We start from the raw sequence: 15,955 nt of genomic DNA, 5'->3' as shown, positions 1-15,955 counted from the left end.
CGCCGCGGAGTCCGACGAGCCGTCACCGTGGGTGGCTCCGGTGAGAATCTAGGGTCCGGGGACGGTGAGCTGAAGCCGGTAGGAGAGCTTTTTTCCGGCGTCGGTGCAGATGTGTGCCCATGTGGCGCAATCCGTGGCGGCTGCCACGACGATGGTGACGTGGTCGGTGGTGCGGGGCAAGATGGTGATCTCCCACAGGTCCTTGCGTCGTTCGACTCGGGATGCGGTGAGCACCAAGCCTCCGGTGACTTCCACTGAGCGATCCCGAACTTGTATGTAGCCGTTGGCGATGGGTTCGCTGAACGCGAGACGCACAGTGAACGGATCTGATCCGGTGTGGCTTGCGGGAAGATCCTCGAATTCAGCCACCAGGGGTGCGACGCCCTCGGGGGTCAGGTTCTGGGGGGCCTCTGGGACACCGGGACCAAGGTCGTCCTCAGCAACCGGCACGGTCGGCGATTCGGTCGTGACTGTGTTGAGGGGAACGGCTGCTGTGGCCGGCGGTTCGCAGACTGGTTTGAATTCGAAGCCCAGTTGGGCCCAGCGCTTCAGCAGCTCTCTGACAGCCTCGACTGTCTCTTGTCCGGTGTCGTGCATCAGCACAACGTCGAAATACGACACATTGTCGGTCAGCCTCGAGATCATGGTGTCAGCTTTGGCGCCTGCGGAATCTCCGCTGTTCAACGACCATGTGACGACCCTTAGCCCCAGCGACGATGCCCATGCGCTCGTGCGGCTGTCTATGTCGCCGTAGGGAGGGCGCATACACGGCACGCCGCGCTCGCCGAGCAGATCCTGGGCGCGGGTGAGCGTGCTGTTGAAGTCCTCGCGCGAGAGCTCGGTCAGCCGTTCGTGCTGCCAAGCGTGATTGCCGACGCTGTGTCCTTCCGAGGTGATCCTCGCGATCAGCTCCGGATGGAGTGCTGCGCGTGTTCCGTTCACGAAGAACGTCGCCCGAGCGCCGTATTCGGCGAGCAGATCCAAGATCTGAGGGGTAATCGTCGGGCTCGGACCGTCGTCGAAGGTGAGATGGACGATGGGCAGGTGGAATCCGACCTCCCAGAACTGGCCGACAAAAGGCGTCGCGTTGTCGTAGTTCGACCGCCCGCTTGCACCAGCGGCGTTGACCGCCTTGACCCAGTAGGCGTGCAGCACGTCGTGCACCCCTGCGGTGTGAGAGAAGGCGGTTTCCGTGCTTTGAGTCTCGACCACGGTCTCCACCGTCACGCTGAACCGCTCGCCCGGCTGGTGCCGACGCCACCCGACCAGGTAGCCGGTGACGCTGTCGTCGTCGGGTGCATCCCAGGTCAGAAACACCGTGCCGTCGTTGAGCGCCTTGGCCCGCAGGTAGGTCGGCGCCGCAGGCACCTGCATCGGACGATGAACCTCGACGGCTTGGGGCCGGTCGCCCAGGCGACCTCCATCGACCCCATCAAGCTCGAAAGACGCAACATAAACGATGGACTCGGAATCGTCGGGCTCGGACACTTCAGGCCCAGCGGGCTCTTCGCGCTCGGGCTCCGTGGGCTCTGAGGGAGTGTCGACATTGACGTAGCTCGACCGGGGCGACTCGCCGCCCGCGCCCAGGGCGACGACCCGGTAGACGTAGCGCCGCTCCGGTTCCACCGAATCGTCGACATGGGACACCGCCGAAGTGCCGGTGTCCTCCACAAGCGTGGCGAACACCCCCGGCGCGTCGACGTCGCGGTCACGGCGCAGGATCCGGTAGCCGGTGATCGTGCTGTCGCCGGGATCGTTCCAGCTGATTGCGGCCGAGTCATGGGTGACCGAAGTCGCCACCAGCCCCGAAGGACGCTCCGGTGCCGCTGACTGGGCTGCTGCCGGCATCGTCGCCAACGCCGCCAACAGGGCCACCGACAAGATTGCTCCCAGCCCGGTCATCCACCCCACAGTGCGCCCACTGGTCTTCATCCCGGTGATTGAAGCACCTCGCACGAACCCAACGGTGTACCAATCGGGAACACATCAGTCTGTCGAGCAATTTGCATGATCAGCGTGCCTGTTCGGAAGTGTTTCAGGGGCAGGCTATGACACAGCGGTGGTGGATTGGATTCGGCGGGCGACGTCGGGGCTCGAGGCGACTTCGGCATCTCATGACTCGGTGACCCTGGCGGCAGTCAACGAGTTCGGCGAGTCGCCGCGGCCGCGCTATGTCAACGTCGACACCACCGGCCTCAAACAGCTCACCTCGCTCCACGTTCGCTGCTTGCACGTCAACCTCTGGACAGGCTCCCTCGACCCCGCCCTTCGGTACGATCGGTGCGAGGCGCCTCAGTACGGCCGCCGCTTCCCAGCTGACGGCATCCGTCGCATCAGCGTGACGACATGTCCTGCTGTCCGGATGCTCATCGAGCCGATGTGGCGACGAACCCTGCTCTCGCGGTGTTCGATGGTGTATGCCCGACCCCAGTCAGCCGGACGGACCGCCAACTTCACGACGCGGCGCCGGATGCGATCGCCGGCAGCGGCGAGGCGTCCGAGTCGTGGCGACGGCGTTGGTGTGCCGCCATCCGGGCGAGCCAGTCGTCGGGCAATCAGCGCTCCTCGACGATCTCAGTGGCCATCTCATCGGCTCTTGGCTGAGTCCGCGGTCCGGCATCAGCGCCTCGACGACGGCGCCCGTCGGTGCTGGGCGACACGATGCGCCCAGAGGAAGGCACCGGTCGCCCTGCGCGGCCGCAGCGCACAACCGCAATGCGAAGCGCTGGCATCGCACCCGTTTCGGACCGATCGCTCATGCGTAAACGGCATGACATCTGCGTCGATTCCAATAGGAACGTGTGATGTGTTGTCACTAGATTGCGCAAGCGCAAGGTGGGCACAGGGATTGGTGATGTCGCGATTGACGTGTCCCTGCTCCTGGCCATACGCGCGCCGATCCGTCGCACCGGCTCTCATCGCGAGCTTGAGCGCCGACGATGACGCCGCCAGTCCACATGGCAGTCTTCGAGCCGTTGCCGGACGCAGTCGTGCAACTCGCGGCATGCCGTGGTGCACCTCCCGAATGGTGGTTCCCCGAGTCGACCCGAGCCGAGACCCGACACGCTTTGGAGATATGCAGCTCCTGTGCGGTACGAGACGACTGTCGGGCATGGGCAGCGCGGCAGCCCCGTTCGCTGCTGCACGGCATCTGGGGAGGCGCTGTGCACGGCCGAACTCCCGATCCCGATCCCAATCCGGAGCATTGCCGCAACTGCCGGGCACGTATCGACGACCGGGTGCCTCAGGCGAGGTACTGCTCGTCGTGCCTGCCCGAACATCGTCGAGCCCGGATGCGCTCAAGTGATCGCAGACGCAGAGGCCGCCCCCAACAGCGGTGCTGCGTCGACTGCGCGCGCAGCATTGAGCACCGAGATCCACGCGCGCTGCGCTGCGAATCGTGTGCACGCGACAACCGACGCATGAAGAACAGGCTGTACATGAGACGAAAAAGCCGTGAGCAGCACTGAAGCGCGCCTCATGCGGCGACGCGAACCACCTTGCATTTGACAGAGGCGGCGGGTGTCCCCGAGCCCGGTGCAGGAGCGGGTGCGGCTGCGGGCGATCTGGGCTCGGGCGCCTTGGTTGTCGCGCAGCCATCTGGCAGCACGGTCCAGAGCTGGGGGCTGCCCAGGCGGCCCAGGCCATGGTGGTAGCCGGGCCGCAGCTGTTCGAGATCGGCGTGAAGCTGGTTGATCTGCCGGGTGCGGTCAGCGACGAGTTCTCGCCGATAGCGCACCAAACGGCGCAGCTCCTCGATGGCTCCATCGGGCCGCGGCGGGGGCAGGCAGTGCTCGCGAAGACCGACCCGGGCGATCGCCAGCGCGTCGCCGGGATCGGTCTTGGAGCCAGTGCGCTGACGACGCCGAGCTGCCGCTGTCATGTGCGGGGGCACCTCGACGACCTCGCTGCCTGCGTCGGCCAGGACCCCAGCAGCGGACCGACGACACCGGCCGCTGTGCGCACCGGAACCGCCCGCAGCAGCGCCCGAAGGCTCCGAGTCAGGTCCCGTCCCGATTCGGGCGAAGCGACCCACACGGGGCGCATGATTCTCGACGCCGGTGATGCCGTTGCGGTCGAGGTCGGTCGCGACGAGGCCTGGTCGGGGCCTCGGCCCGCGGTCCTTGGCTTGCTCGCGTCAAGACTGCGCTTAGAGGGTCAGTGGATAGGTGGGGGTGGGGGTTGCCATCGGTTGCGGTGGTTGATGAGTTTGGCGGTGATGAGCAGGGCGACGGCGAGTGCGAGCTGGGCGGTGCGGTGCTCGGGGCGGCGGTCGGTGTTGCGTCGTAGCTGTCCGAAGTTGGACAGCCATGAGTTGGTGCGCTCGACGGTCCAGCGCAGTCCCAGCGGTGCGTTCGCTGGTTTGGGTCCGTCGTTGTCGGCGGTGCGGTGTTTGGTTGGCCGGGCGATGTCGGTGATGCCCAGCTTGTCGGCGGCTCGGTCGACGCGGGCGCCGAGGTAGCCGCGGTCGAGGTGCACGGTGTCGATGTCGTGGTGCAGTCCCCGGCGAGCGATCTCGGCGACGGTGGGCTCGAACAAGATGGTGTCGTGGCGGTTCGCGCCGTCGGCGGCCCACGCGACGGGAGTGCCCGCGGCATCGGTGGCCAGTGACCATTTCCAGCCTGTCTTGCTCCTGTCGACGGGGCTTTTGCCGGTTCCGGGGCCGCCGCAGGGAGCCTTGTGGATCGAGCCCTCCACGCACACATCGCCCAGCCGCAGGCCCATGATGCGGTCATACGCGGCGATCGCTTCGTCGGCGAGGCTGCCGAACACGCCCGCGGCGGCCCATTCGTCGCGGCGCGTGCGCAGCGTGGTGTCCGACACCGCTTCGTCGAGGATCATCTCCGCGGTCTCCCATGAGCAGCCCGTCACGAGCCGGATGACGATGCCGCGCAGGCACAGCCGGTCGCACACGCGACGCCGGTGGCAGCCCAACCGATGCCGGTCAGGTGTCCTGGGCAACAACGGCTCGGCCGCCGCCCAGATGACATCCACCACCGCCTTGCTCAAAGCGCGCATGATGACCAAGCACCTCCACCATGTCGTCGGTTGTAATCGCACCCGGCATCACAGCCGGACCAACACGACGACTGGTGGATGGTCGCCTATCCACGCGGCCTCTAGGGCCTGTCAGACGCTCTCTTGTCGAGCGGTGAGCGCGATTGGCTGTTGTGCGACGGTCTCGCATCGGTGGATGAGGGCTAAGCGCGCGCCTGGGTGGACAGATCAGGGATCGGCAAGGATGCGTCGTGCGGCGCGGGCTGCGGTGTCGGTGCGGGTGCTGCCGGTGACGCGCCGCACGTCGGCGCTGGGAGGTGCTGCCTGGGTGATGGCTGCCCGCACGCTGTTGGCGACTGCTGCGCTGCCGCCGATGATGATGACCTGGCTGGGCCGGTATTGGCTGATGAGCATTGCCGTGGCTGTCGACAGACCGCTTGGGGCGGTGTATGCGACCGCGGAGTTGTCGGTGGCCGCAGCGAGTGCTGCCGCGACGCCGATGTCGGGCGGGGACCAGCCGTTGGCGATGACCAAGGTGATGCCCTCGGGTGCGGACGCGGGGTTGCCCAGCACGCGTCGTGCGGCCTGCGCGGCAGTGTCGACACGGTCCGTGCCGGTCAGCCGCGAGATGCTCGCATCGCCGGCTGCTGCAGCGATCGCATCGTGCACTTGCTCGCTGATCGCTGCGGGGCCCCCGATGAGGACGACGCGCGCCACGTCGTAGTCGCGCAGCGCTGACGCGGAGACATCGGGCAGGCCGTCACGCCGAACATAGAGCACTGCGGAGCGTCCGCTGCGCGCAGCCAGCGCCGCCGCAGCACCGATGTCGGGCGGCGACCATCCATTCGCCACGATCAGGGTGACCCGGCCGGCCGCCGCAGGTGGCCCCAGAATCCGGCGCGCGGTGCCCGCGGCGGTGTCGGCACGGTCCGCGCCGGTGACCCGCGAAATGCCCGAATCGGGCGACGCCACGCGGATCTGGCTGCGGACGTCACGTGACACCGCAGCAATGCCGCCCACGATCACCACCTCAGCAGGCGACGCCTCGCGCAGCAGCAGCGCAGTCTCAGCCGACAACTCGTCCCCCGCGGTGTACACCACCACCGCACCGTCGGTGCGCGCAGCGAGCACCGACGCCACACCCACATCGGGCGGGCTCCACCCATTCGCGACCATGAACACCGCAACACCCACATCAAGATCACCACCACCACCACCACCACCACCGCTTCCGCTGCTGCCGCCAGGGCCGCCGGTGCCGATCGTGGTGGCGCGTTGGCGGCCCTGGTTGGGCGCCGCGAAGACCCACGGCCGCGCCTGCTTGATCGCCAGGATGTTGGCGACGGTGATCTTGAACTCGATCTCGATGGCGAACGGTTGGTTGGATCCGGGGTCGTACAGTTCCTCGAATTTCTCGTGGATCGCGGTGAGGTGCTCTGCGAGCTGTTTCATCTGCGCGTCGCTCATCAGCAGGGTGCCCGGCTCTACCTGGTTCGAGGTCGCCAGGATCTCGTAGAAGTCGCCGCTCTTGTGCAAGAGGATCTCCTCCGGCTCCGAGCTCGCGTCGGGGTTCGTCACCAGGTCCTCGCCGAGCTGCGAGTTGAGGTAGTAGTAGCTGTTCAGGCCGCTGATCGGGTCGAAGCTTGCAGCGACGCCGTTGGCCAGTTCGTCGGAGTAGTTGGGGTGCACCAGCACACCCATCGCGGTGGCCAGATGGTCGATTCGATGAAACTCACGCTCGATAAACGCGCGGTAGTTCCAGAGGCCGGCGAAGACCTGCTTCATGGATTTGTCGATGCCCTCATTCTCGGTCTCGCTCTGCTTCTGTGTGTTGGAGTCGTACAGCCCTGCGCCGCTGAAGCCCGGCAGATCCTCATTGTTGGTGCTGGAGCGGTAGCGCAGCGATCGCCCCGCCGGGAGGACCTCGGCGTGCATGGCGGTCAGCGCGTCGATCATCCATTGCGGACTCTCGGCTTCTTCGATCACCTCCCGGAGGTCATCCAGCATCTCATCCTGGATCTCGAAGTCCGCCTGGAATCTGGGATGAATCAGGATCGCCTCGACGGCGGCAATCAGCTTCGTGCCGGCAGGCAGCGTGAATCGGTCCTCCTCGGCGCCCTGGCCTTTACCGAACACCTTCTCCGCGGCCAGGACGGCATTCTTCATGAACTCGTCGTAGAAGTAGAACGGGATGGCGAACCCCTCGGGCACCGTGCCCGCGGTAAAGCCCAGCGTCCCCAGCACGGCCACATTGGCCGCCTTGACCCCGAACGCGCGCCAGTCGTCGAAGCCGATGTCGCTGAGCGGGGTGATCTCGGTGACCGAGAGGTCGCGTTCGGGGACCTGCGCGCGGGCGGGCCGGGACGCGGCGTGGTGCGCATTCACCTCTGCCAGCGTCGCCGCCCGCAGCTCGTAGCCGTCCGCTGTCACCTCGTAGCGCACGTAGCTGTCGATCAACGCGTCGATCGCATCCTTCCCGAGCGCGTCCTTGATGTACGCGTTGGGCACGCTGTCTTGCACCGCGCGCAGGTTGACATGGGAGAGCGGCGTTTGCGGCACCGTGGTGATGATCCCGCCGACCCGCGGCAGCTCGTTGGGCAGCGACTCGTAGATCACGATGTTGAGCGGACTGGGACGCTCGCCCGGGTCCATCACACGCAGCAGGCCGAAGCCGACCTCGGAGTTGAGGGCCAGGAAGTCCGTGTCGGGGAAGACGTCTTCGTTGAAGAGGAGCGGGATGCGCGATGCCCTGAGCGTTTCCAGGCCGGCCTGGTAGCCCGGCAGCCGGTGGTTTGGGATATACATCGGCATGTTGTCACCCAGCAGCGGCATCGCGGCGGTGAGCATCGTATGGGCACGGTCCAAGAGGTCGAACGTGTACCGGCCGTCGTAGCGATTCAACCAGAAGTAGTAGACGCCTTGCGTGCCGTCGGCCGCGACCAGGTCGGGGTCGTAGACGATCTCACCGAGGATGGCCCAGGGCAGGTCCGGATTCGTGTGGCCGATCGCGTCCAGGAACAAGACGACCGGATGCCGCAGGTGGGTCGTCGAGTTGATGAAGTAGAGCAGCGGGTGGTCGGTGTCCATGTCGAGCAGCGCGAACTTCACATATTCGTAGTCGGAGCCCGGCTCGGTGTAGGAGAGCTCCTCGAATGTGTCGCCATCGGGAATCGCCACCGCTCCGTCATTCCGTAAGATCGCGGGCGCCGCGTTCAGCGGGTTCATTCTGCCCAGGGCCGCGAGCTCGGACAGGTCGTCGTCACAGTCGCCGTCGATGTCGGCCGGGTCGGTGATGTCGTACTGCTCCACCCGGTAACGCGTGTAGGGCAGGGCTTCCACGTTCTCGCCGAGCGTGGTCGTGCCGGTCTTCCCCCACGTCACCGCGACCGGCGTCCACACCTCAGCGCCGTCCCGCCGGTGCGTCACGTAGAGCACGAAATAGACATCGGTCGTCGACGGGACCACGATCGGCACCGAAGTCACCGCGACCACCGTCGGCGTCGGCCCTACTTCCAAACACGGGTCATCTATCGCGAAGGTCGAGCCGTCGCCCGGCGGGGACCAGCCGCTCTCGCCCTCATCGTTGATGGCGCGCACCTGCACGTCGTAGCTGGTGTCGGGGTCGAGGCCGTCGATCGTCGCCACGATGCCAGTGCCCGTGTGCGGCCAGTCAGCCCATCGGCTGCCCTTGCTGTAGCGCACCTTGTAGCCGCTGAAATCCGGCCGGCCGGTCATGCTGGGAGCGATCCACGACACATCCAGGCTGTCCGTCTCGCCGCGCGTCGGCGACACCGACGGCGCGGCAGGCGGGGGCGGCGGCTCGTCCACATCGGTGATCTCGATTGTGACCGTCGCGCTTGCCTCGCCGCCGCGGGAGTCGTCGGCGGTCACCGTCAGCACATAGCTGTTCCCGCTGGCCTCGTGGTCGTAGGTGACGCCCGGCGCCGTGCTGATCTGCCCGCTGGCGGAGTCGATCCGAAACGACCCGGCGTCAGTGCCTTCCAGCGAATACGACAGCGTGTCATCGTCTGCGTCGGTCGCGGTCACCGCCGCGCCGACGGCGACGCCGGCTCCGCTGTTCTCCTCCAGGAGGCGCGTGAGCGTCGCCGGATCGAACACCGGTACGTTGTTGGGCTCGTCGTTGTCGGTGATCGTTACGGTCAGCGATGCGGGCGACAGCGGCAGCGTCGAGGTCGACGATGCCGCGATCGTCACGGTCTCGTCGTCGTCGTCGATCCGGTCGTCGACCGGCGTCAGCCTGAAGCTGGCCGTCCCTGACACCGCCCTCGCCGCGATCGTGAGCGTCGCCGTCGCCGATCCGACCGTGTAGTCGTCGCCCTCCGTCGCCGTGCCTGCCGCCAGCGTGAGCGACACCACCGTGTCGGTGGTCAGTCCCGCGCCGTCCAGCGTCCCCTCGACCGTCAGTGTCGCCGCGCCTGCGCCTTCGCCCACCGCCGATGGCGACACCTCGAGCACGATGCTTGTCGCCGCCTGCTCGTCGTCAACGACGGTGATGAGCTGTTGCGTGCCGATCGTCGAGCCGCCCAGCGTCGCCGTGACCAGGATGGTCTCGCCAACATCTAACTCGCTGTCGTCCAGCGCGCTGACCGTCGTCGACACCGAACTCCGACCGGCGGCGAGGGTCAGCGTCTCGTCGGCCACCGTGTAGTCCGTGCCCTTGGTCGCTGTGCCCGCGAAGCCGAGGTTGATCGTCTTCTCACTACTGAACGTCACGCCGCCGCTGCTGACAGACACCGTTGACGATGACACGGCCGCTTCCGTAATCGACGCCCGAGTCGCCGACAGTGCCCAGTTCGGTACGTCGTCGTTGGTGATCGTCACCGTGGTCGTTGCCGGGCTGCCCTCGATCACCGCCTCGGGCAGCGTGCCGAATGCCACCGTTACATCCTCGTCAGCCTCCACGAGATCGTCATCTCCGGCGCTGAAGCTGAACGTCGCCGACATCGCGCCGGCTGCGAACGTCACGCTCGCTGGCACGCCCGAGTAGTCGCTGCCGCTGATGCCGCTGCCGTCCGTCACGTTCAGCGGGACCACGACTTGACCCGAAAGCGCCTGGTCCAGGCTGACCGTCACCGTCACCGACTCGCCCTCGCCGACGCTGTACGACGACGATCCGAAACTGACTGGCGCCGGCGCCTCACGTGTCACTGTCAGCGTGTAGATCCGGGTCACGACGCCATCCCCGGCGGTCACTTTGACCTTGATCGTCTTGTCGCCCACGACGAGGTTCACCTGCTGCCCGTCGGTCACGCTGTCGGCGTCGAGCAGGGGCATGTCGGCGTCGTCCAGGAACTCGACCGTGGCGTTGGCCGCATCGACCGCCGTGGCGGTCACCGTGATCGTGGAAGCTGAATTCGCCACCGACACCGCATAGGCGGTCGTCAACCGTTGGAAGCTGGGGGACCAGGTGGGGGTCGATGTCCCGGCGCTGATGCTGAGCGCGCTCAGGTCAGGGTTGCCGGGCATGTTGTAGGCGTAAAGCTTGGCTTTGCGCCAGTCCACCACCCACATGGTGGTGCCGTTGGACCAGATGCCACGGGGGTCGTTGTTTCCGGCCGCCGCCAGGTCGTCGAAGTCTCTGACGGCGTCCCGCTGCCCGGTGGCCAGTTCGTAGGCGTAGAGCTTGTCATCCTCCTCGTCCGCCACCCACATGGTCGTGCGGTCGGACCAGATACCCCTAGGGCTTCTATTGTTGGCAGCATTCAGGGTGTCGAGCTTCCTGCCGGCCACCTCCTCCCCGCTGGCCAGCGTGTAGGCGTAGATCTCGTCGTCCTCTGGATCAGCCACCCACATGGTCGTGCGGTCGGACCAGATGCTCACGGGGGCGGTGTTCCCGGCGGAGACCAGGCTGTCGATATCCTTGTCGGCATCCCGTCGCCCGGTGGCCAGTGCGTAGGCGTAGATCTCTTCGTCCGACCGGTCCGACACCCACATGGTCGTACCGTTAGACCAGATGCCCCTGGGGTTTGTATTGTCGGCCGCCTCCAGGGCATCGAAGTCCCTGCCGGCGTTGTGCTGCCCGGTGGCCAGCGCATAGGCGTAGAGCTTGTTCTCCTCGTCGTCCACCACCCATATGATCGTGCCGTTGGACCAGATGCCACTGGGATCGATGTTCCCGGCCGCCTTCAGCGTGTCGAAGTCGTCCTCGGCCTTCCAGCCGAAGGGAGCGTCCGAGCCCCGGTTGATGCTGACGGTGTAGTCCCTGGTGTTGCCGCCGTCCCTGTCGGCGACGGTCACGGTCACGACGTTGCGGCCTACGCTCAGATCCACCTGGTGTCCGTCGGCCCCGTTGGCATCCGTACCGCTGTAGGTAACTGCGGCGCCGACGTCGAGGGCGACGCCTGCAACGGTCACCTGTGTCACCGTGTTGGCCACGCCGAACTGGTAGGACGTGGTATCGGCGTCGAACCCCGCCACGCTCTTGCCGTCCACGCTCAGAGCGCTCAGGTCGGTGCTGAGCGGTTCGCGGGTCACGATCATCGTGGAGGTCCGGGTCACGACGCCGTCATCGGCCGTCACCTTGACCTTGATCGTATTGTCGCCCACGACGAGGTTCACCTGCTGCCCGTCGTTCACGATATCGGCGTCGACCAGGGGCATGTCGGCGGCGTCCAGGAACTCGACCGTGGCGTTGCCCGCATCGACCGCTGTGGCGGTCACCGTGATCGTGGACACCGAATGCTCCACCGACGCCGCATAGGATTTAGTCACCCGGTGGAAGTTGGGGGTCAACGTGGGGGTCAAGGTCCCGGCGCTGAGGCTGAGCGCGCTCAGGTCGGGATTGCCGGGCATGTTGTAGGCGTGGATCTTCCCGGCAAAACGGTCCGACACCCACATGGTCGTGCCGTTGGACCAGATGCCCGCGGGGGAGGTGTTCTCGACCGCCAGGGCGACGAAGTCCCTGACCGAGTCCCGCTGCCCAGTGTCCAACGCATAGGCGAAGAGCTTTGTACGGTCCGACACCCACATGGTCGTGCCGTCGGACCAGAGGTCACCGGACCGAGCGTTCCCGTCCCCCAGCGCGGGGTCGATGTCCTTGTCGGGGTCCCGCTGCCGGTCGACCAGGTTGTAGGCGTAGATCCCGTCAAACACGGGGTCCGAGATCCATATGGTCCTGCCGTCGGACCAGAGGCCATAGACCCAATAGGGCCCACGTTGCATCGGGAGACGGATGGCGAGGAAGTCGTTGTCTTGGTCCCGCTCCACATTCATATTCACGTCATCCGGGACGTCGGGCCGCACGTAGGCGAAGGCCTTATCGCTGTTGTAGTCCACCACCCACATGGTCGCGCCGTCGGACCAGATGCCCCTGATGCTGGTGTTGCCGGGATAGATATGGGTGTTGAAGTCCTCGTCGGGATTCCGCTGCTTGGTGGCCAGCGTGTAGGCGAAGAGCTTTTCCTTCCGGTTCTCATCGTCCCCCACCCACATGGTCGTGCCGTCGGACCAGATGCCCCTGGCTGCGACGTTCTCGGCTGCCTCCAGGGTGTCGAAGTCGTCCTCGGCCTTCCAGCCGAAGGGGGCGTCCGACCCTCGGTTGACGCTGACGGTGTAGTCCCTGGTGCTGACGCCGTCACTGGCGGTGACGGTCACGGTCACGTCGTTGCGGCCCACGCTCAGATCCACCTGGTGTCCGTCGGCCCCGTCGGCGTCGGTCCCGCTGTAGGCCACCGTGGCGTCGGCGTTGGCGGCGACGCCCGCAACCGTCACCTGCGACACCGTGTTGGCCACGCCGAACTGGTAGGACGTGGTCTCGGCGTCGAACCCCGCCACGCTCTCGCCGCCCACGCTCAGAGCGCTCAGGTTGGCATCGGTCGATTCGGCATCGGGGAGAACCTGCCTGACGCCGTTCCCCGCCTCGGTCTGCGCGACGCTGGGAGCCGCAGGCGTGTCGGCCCGGACGTAGTTCGACTGCTCGCTGGTTTCGTGCGAGCCGGTGTTCGAGTCGATCGTCACGAACTGGCCGGGGGCGTGGACAGCCAGGTTGCGCCGCAGCACCTCGTAGCGGGTGATGGAGGAATCGCCGGGGTCGTCCCATTCGGAGTCCTCAGCGGTGCTGGTCTGAGCGACCGCCATGTGGTCGACCGTGAGCAAGCAGAGGGCGGCCAGCAGAACGCCGACCAGCGCTGGACGGAACCGGAAGACGTTCGACACCGCTCAGTTGCTGTTGCCGACCGGAGATGTGGCCGAACCCGGCCTTCCGCGGCGCCTTGGAGCGGCATTCGACTTCGGACGAACAACAGAACCAGAAAAAGCCGGCGGTCCTTCGCACCAACGCGACAGCAGGCTTACCGAGCACATATAGAAGTCACTGTTTCGTCACATTGGCCTTACTATTCTATCACATTTGTCCCGTGTCATCGTTTGTTGCTCAGGTTCGGGTTTGATTTCCGGACAAGGAGAAACAGATGACCAGACCGTCGAACAGGTCCCCGGAGCAGAAGCTCCAGGTGGTGATGAGTGTGCTGCGGGGCGAGCTGTCCGCGGCTGAGGCTGGCCGCAAGGCCGGAGTCAGTGAGCAGTCGGTGCACAACTGGAAGCGGGCATTGCTGGACTCCGGGCGGGAGGGCCTGGCTCAGGGCCGCAAGCGCCGGACGTCTCGCGAGGTCGAGCTCGAAGCGGAGAACGAGGAGCTCAAGGCCGCTTTGGGCGAAGCCCATGTGGAGTTGCGGGTGTGGAGGAAAGGGGCGGAGTATCTCCCCCCGTCGAGGACCTCGAGATGATCCGCACTGGCGCGGGCATGCCCATCACGAGGTTCGCGGCTCTCATCGGCGTGCCCCGGCGGACCTATCAGCACCGGTTGGCCAAGCATCGCGCCGGTGACCCGCCCAAGGGGCCGTGGCCGGCGCCGGTCGTGGACCGGATCGAGCCGGCGGTCGCGAAGCTGGCCGCGGAGTGGCCGGCTTGGGGGCATCGCAAGATATGGGCGATGGGCCGCCATGCCGGCTGGGAGTTCGGGTCCCAATCATCGGTCAGACGGGCAATGGCCCGCCGGGGGCTGCTGCAGCCGGTCCGCTACCAGGCCGAGCGTCGCCAGCTGGCCAAGGCCCGCAGAGCTGTCTTCGCTGACGTCCCGTCGAGACCGAACCGGGTATGGCAGGCCGATTTCTCGGAGTTCGAGACTGGAACCGAGGGCACCTGGCAGCTCGGCGGCGTGGTCGACTACGTCACCAAGCTCGTGTTGGCGTGCCCGGTGAGCGCAACCCAGACCGCCGGGGACCTGTGCGCCGCGTTCGACGCTGCCGAGACCCGCGCCAGCGAACTGCTGGGGCACCGGCTCGTCGAGGACTGCACCGACGACGACACCGGCGAGATCGACCCCGATCGTGATCGTGACCGACAACGGCCCGGCCATGAAATCAGCGGCCGTCGCCCGCTGGTTCGCCGACCGCTCCCACTTCTCGCACGTAAGAACCAGGCACCGGTCGCCGCACACAAACGGAGTGATCGAACGCTGGTTCGAAGCATTGAAATACGAACGGCTCTACCGCCACGACATCGCAGACGGCATCGGCCTCGCCGACCACGCCGCCGACTTCATCGACGAATACAACCGAATCCGACCCCACGAGAGCCTCGACTGGGCCCGCCCCCTCGACGCACACCAGCAAACCCCCGACACTCAAACCGAAACCCCCGAAACCTGAGCAACAAACTTGACACGGGACAAAACTCATCAACCACCGCAACCGATGGCAACCCCCACCCCCACCTATCCACTGACCCTCTAAGCGCAGTCTTGACGCGAGCAAGCCAAGGACCGCGGGCCGAGGCCCCGACCAGGCCTCGTCGCGACCGACCTCGACCGCAACGGCATCACCGGCGTCGAGAATCATGCGCCCCGTGTGGGTCGCTTCGCCCGAATCGGGACGGGACCTGACTCGGAGCCTTCGGGCGCTGCTGCGGGCGGTTCCGGTGCGCACAGCGGCCGGTGTCGTCGGTCCGCTGCTGGGGTCCTGGCCGACGCAGGCAGCGAGGTCGTCGAGGTGCCCCCGCACATGACAGCGGCAGCTCGGCGTCGTCAGCGCACTGGCTCCAAGACCGATCCCGGCGACGCGCTGGCGATCGCCCGGGTCGGTCTTCGCGAGCACTGCCTGCCCCCGCCGCGGCCCGATGGAGCCATCGAGGAGCTGCGCCGTTTGGTGCGCTATCGGCGAGAACTCGTCGCTGACCGCACCCGGCAGATCAACCAGCTTCACGCCGATCTCGAACAGCTGCGGCCCGGCTACCACCATGGCCTGGGCCGCCTGGGCAGCCCCCAGCTCTGGACCGTGCTGCCAGATGGCTGCGCGACAACCAAGGCGCCCGAGCCCAGATCGCCCGCAGCCGCACCCGCTCCTGCACCGGGCTCGGGGACACCCGCCGCCTCTGTCAAATGCAAGGTGGTTCGCGTCGCCGCATGAGGCGCGCTTCAGTGCTGCTCACGGCTTTTTCGTCTCATGTACAGCCTGTTCTTCATGCGTCGGTTGTCGCGTGCACACGATTCGCAGCGCAGCGCGCGTGGATCTCGGTGCTCAATGCTGCGCGCGCAGTCGACGCAGCACCGCTGTTGGGGGCGGCCTCTGCGTCTGCGATCACTTGAGCGCATCCGGGCTCGACGATGTTCGGGCAGGCACGACGAGCAGTACCTCGCCTGAGGCACCCGGTCGTCGATACGTGCCCGGCAGTTGCGGCAATGCTCCGGATTGGGATCGGGATCGGGAGTTCGGCCGTGCACAGCGCCTCCCCAGATGCCGTGCAGCAGCGAACGGGGCTGCCGCGCTGCCCATGCCCGACAGTCGTCTCGTACCGCACAGGAGCTGCATATCTCCAAAGCGTGTCGGGTCTCGGCTCGGGTCGACTCGGGGAACCACCATTCGGGAGGTGCACCACGGCATGCCGCGAGTTGCACGACTGCGTCCGGCAACGGCTCGAAGACTGCCATGTGGACTGGCGG

The 15,955-nt window shown here is 66.5% G+C and carries 11 protein-coding genes; 4 read left to right on the top strand and 7 right to left on the bottom strand.

Annotation, left to right across the window (positions count from 1 at the left end; translation table 11 throughout):
• Positions 1-48: 48 nt before the first annotated feature.
• Positions 49-1,932, bottom strand: coding sequence for a polysaccharide deacetylase family protein (locus tag ACPXYO_RS19060; protein ID WP_423918579.1), 1,884 nt, complete (start codon positions 1,930-1,932; stop codon positions 49-51).
• Between the two features lie 623 nt (positions 1,933-2,555).
• On the bottom strand, positions 2,556-2,759 hold the full coding sequence (locus ACPXYO_RS19055; protein ID WP_423918582.1) for a hypothetical protein: 204 nt from the start codon (positions 2,757-2,759) through the stop codon (positions 2,556-2,558).
• A 180-nt stretch (positions 2,760-2,939) separates the two neighbouring features.
• Between ACPXYO_RS19055 and ACPXYO_RS19050 the strand changes: the two genes are divergently transcribed.
• Entirely contained in the window at positions 2,940-3,470 is a 531-nt protein-coding gene (locus ACPXYO_RS19050; RefSeq protein ID WP_423923772.1) for a WhiB family transcriptional regulator, read from the top strand.
• Between the two features lie 8 nt (positions 3,471-3,478).
• On the opposite strand, the gene ACPXYO_RS19045 is transcribed toward ACPXYO_RS19050, so the two are convergent.
• The 3 genes from ACPXYO_RS19045 to ACPXYO_RS19035 form a co-directional block, all read right to left on the bottom strand.
• A complete protein-coding gene (locus ACPXYO_RS19045; RefSeq protein WP_423918585.1) occupies positions 3,479-4,036 on the bottom strand; it encodes an IS110 family transposase in 558 nt (185 codons plus the stop codon).
• Positions 4,037-4,158: 122 nt separating this feature from the next.
• Positions 4,159-5,019 (bottom strand): IS5 family transposase, encoded by an 861-nt coding sequence (locus ACPXYO_RS19040; RefSeq protein ID WP_423923770.1) that lies wholly within the window; start codon positions 5,017-5,019, stop codon positions 4,159-4,161.
• 207 nt (positions 5,020-5,226) lie between these two features.
• A complete protein-coding gene (locus tag ACPXYO_RS19035) occupies positions 5,227-13,173 on the bottom strand; it encodes a cadherin-like beta sandwich domain-containing protein (protein ID WP_423918595.1) in 7,947 nt (2,648 codons plus the stop codon).
• A gap of 254 nt (positions 13,174-13,427) precedes the next feature.
• On the opposite strand from ACPXYO_RS19035, the gene ACPXYO_RS19030 reads away from it, so the two are divergent.
• Entirely contained in the window at positions 13,428-13,742 is a 315-nt protein-coding gene (locus ACPXYO_RS19030; protein WP_423918593.1) for a helix-turn-helix domain-containing protein, read from the top strand.
• A 242-nt stretch (positions 13,743-13,984) separates the two neighbouring features.
• Here ACPXYO_RS19030 and ACPXYO_RS19025 read toward each other — a convergent pair whose 3' ends face one another.
• The gene (locus tag ACPXYO_RS19025) at positions 13,985-14,374 is read right to left on the bottom strand and encodes a hypothetical protein (RefSeq protein WP_423918590.1); all 390 of its coding nucleotides are present in this window, start codon (positions 14,372-14,374) and stop codon (positions 13,985-13,987) included.
• On the opposite strand from ACPXYO_RS19025, the gene ACPXYO_RS19020 reads away from it, so the two are divergent.
• Positions 14,373-14,666, top strand: a complete 294-nt coding sequence (locus ACPXYO_RS19020; RefSeq protein ID WP_423918588.1) for an integrase core domain-containing protein — start codon at positions 14,373-14,375, stop codon at positions 14,664-14,666. The genes ACPXYO_RS19025 and ACPXYO_RS19020 overlap by 2 nt on opposite strands.
• A gap of 198 nt (positions 14,667-14,864) precedes the next feature.
• Entirely contained in the window at positions 14,865-15,422 is a 558-nt protein-coding gene (locus tag ACPXYO_RS19015; RefSeq protein ID WP_423918585.1) for an IS110 family transposase, read from the top strand.
• A gap of 8 nt (positions 15,423-15,430) precedes the next feature.
• Here the strand turns inward: ACPXYO_RS19015 and ACPXYO_RS19010 are convergent, their stop codons facing one another.
• Positions 15,431-15,943, bottom strand: a complete 513-nt coding sequence (locus ACPXYO_RS19010; protein WP_423918751.1) for a WhiB family transcriptional regulator — start codon at positions 15,941-15,943, stop codon at positions 15,431-15,433.
• Positions 15,944-15,955 lie beyond the last annotated feature (12 nt).

Origin of the sequence: Candidatus Poriferisodalis sp., from assembly GCF_965237655.1 — a bacterium.
In the GTDB taxonomy this organism is placed as follows: domain Bacteria; phylum Actinomycetota; class Acidimicrobiia; order Acidimicrobiales; family Poriferisodalaceae; genus Poriferisodalis.
The sequence above is the reverse complement of the archived record's forward strand: the minus strand, read 5'-3'. Positions and strand labels throughout refer to the sequence as shown.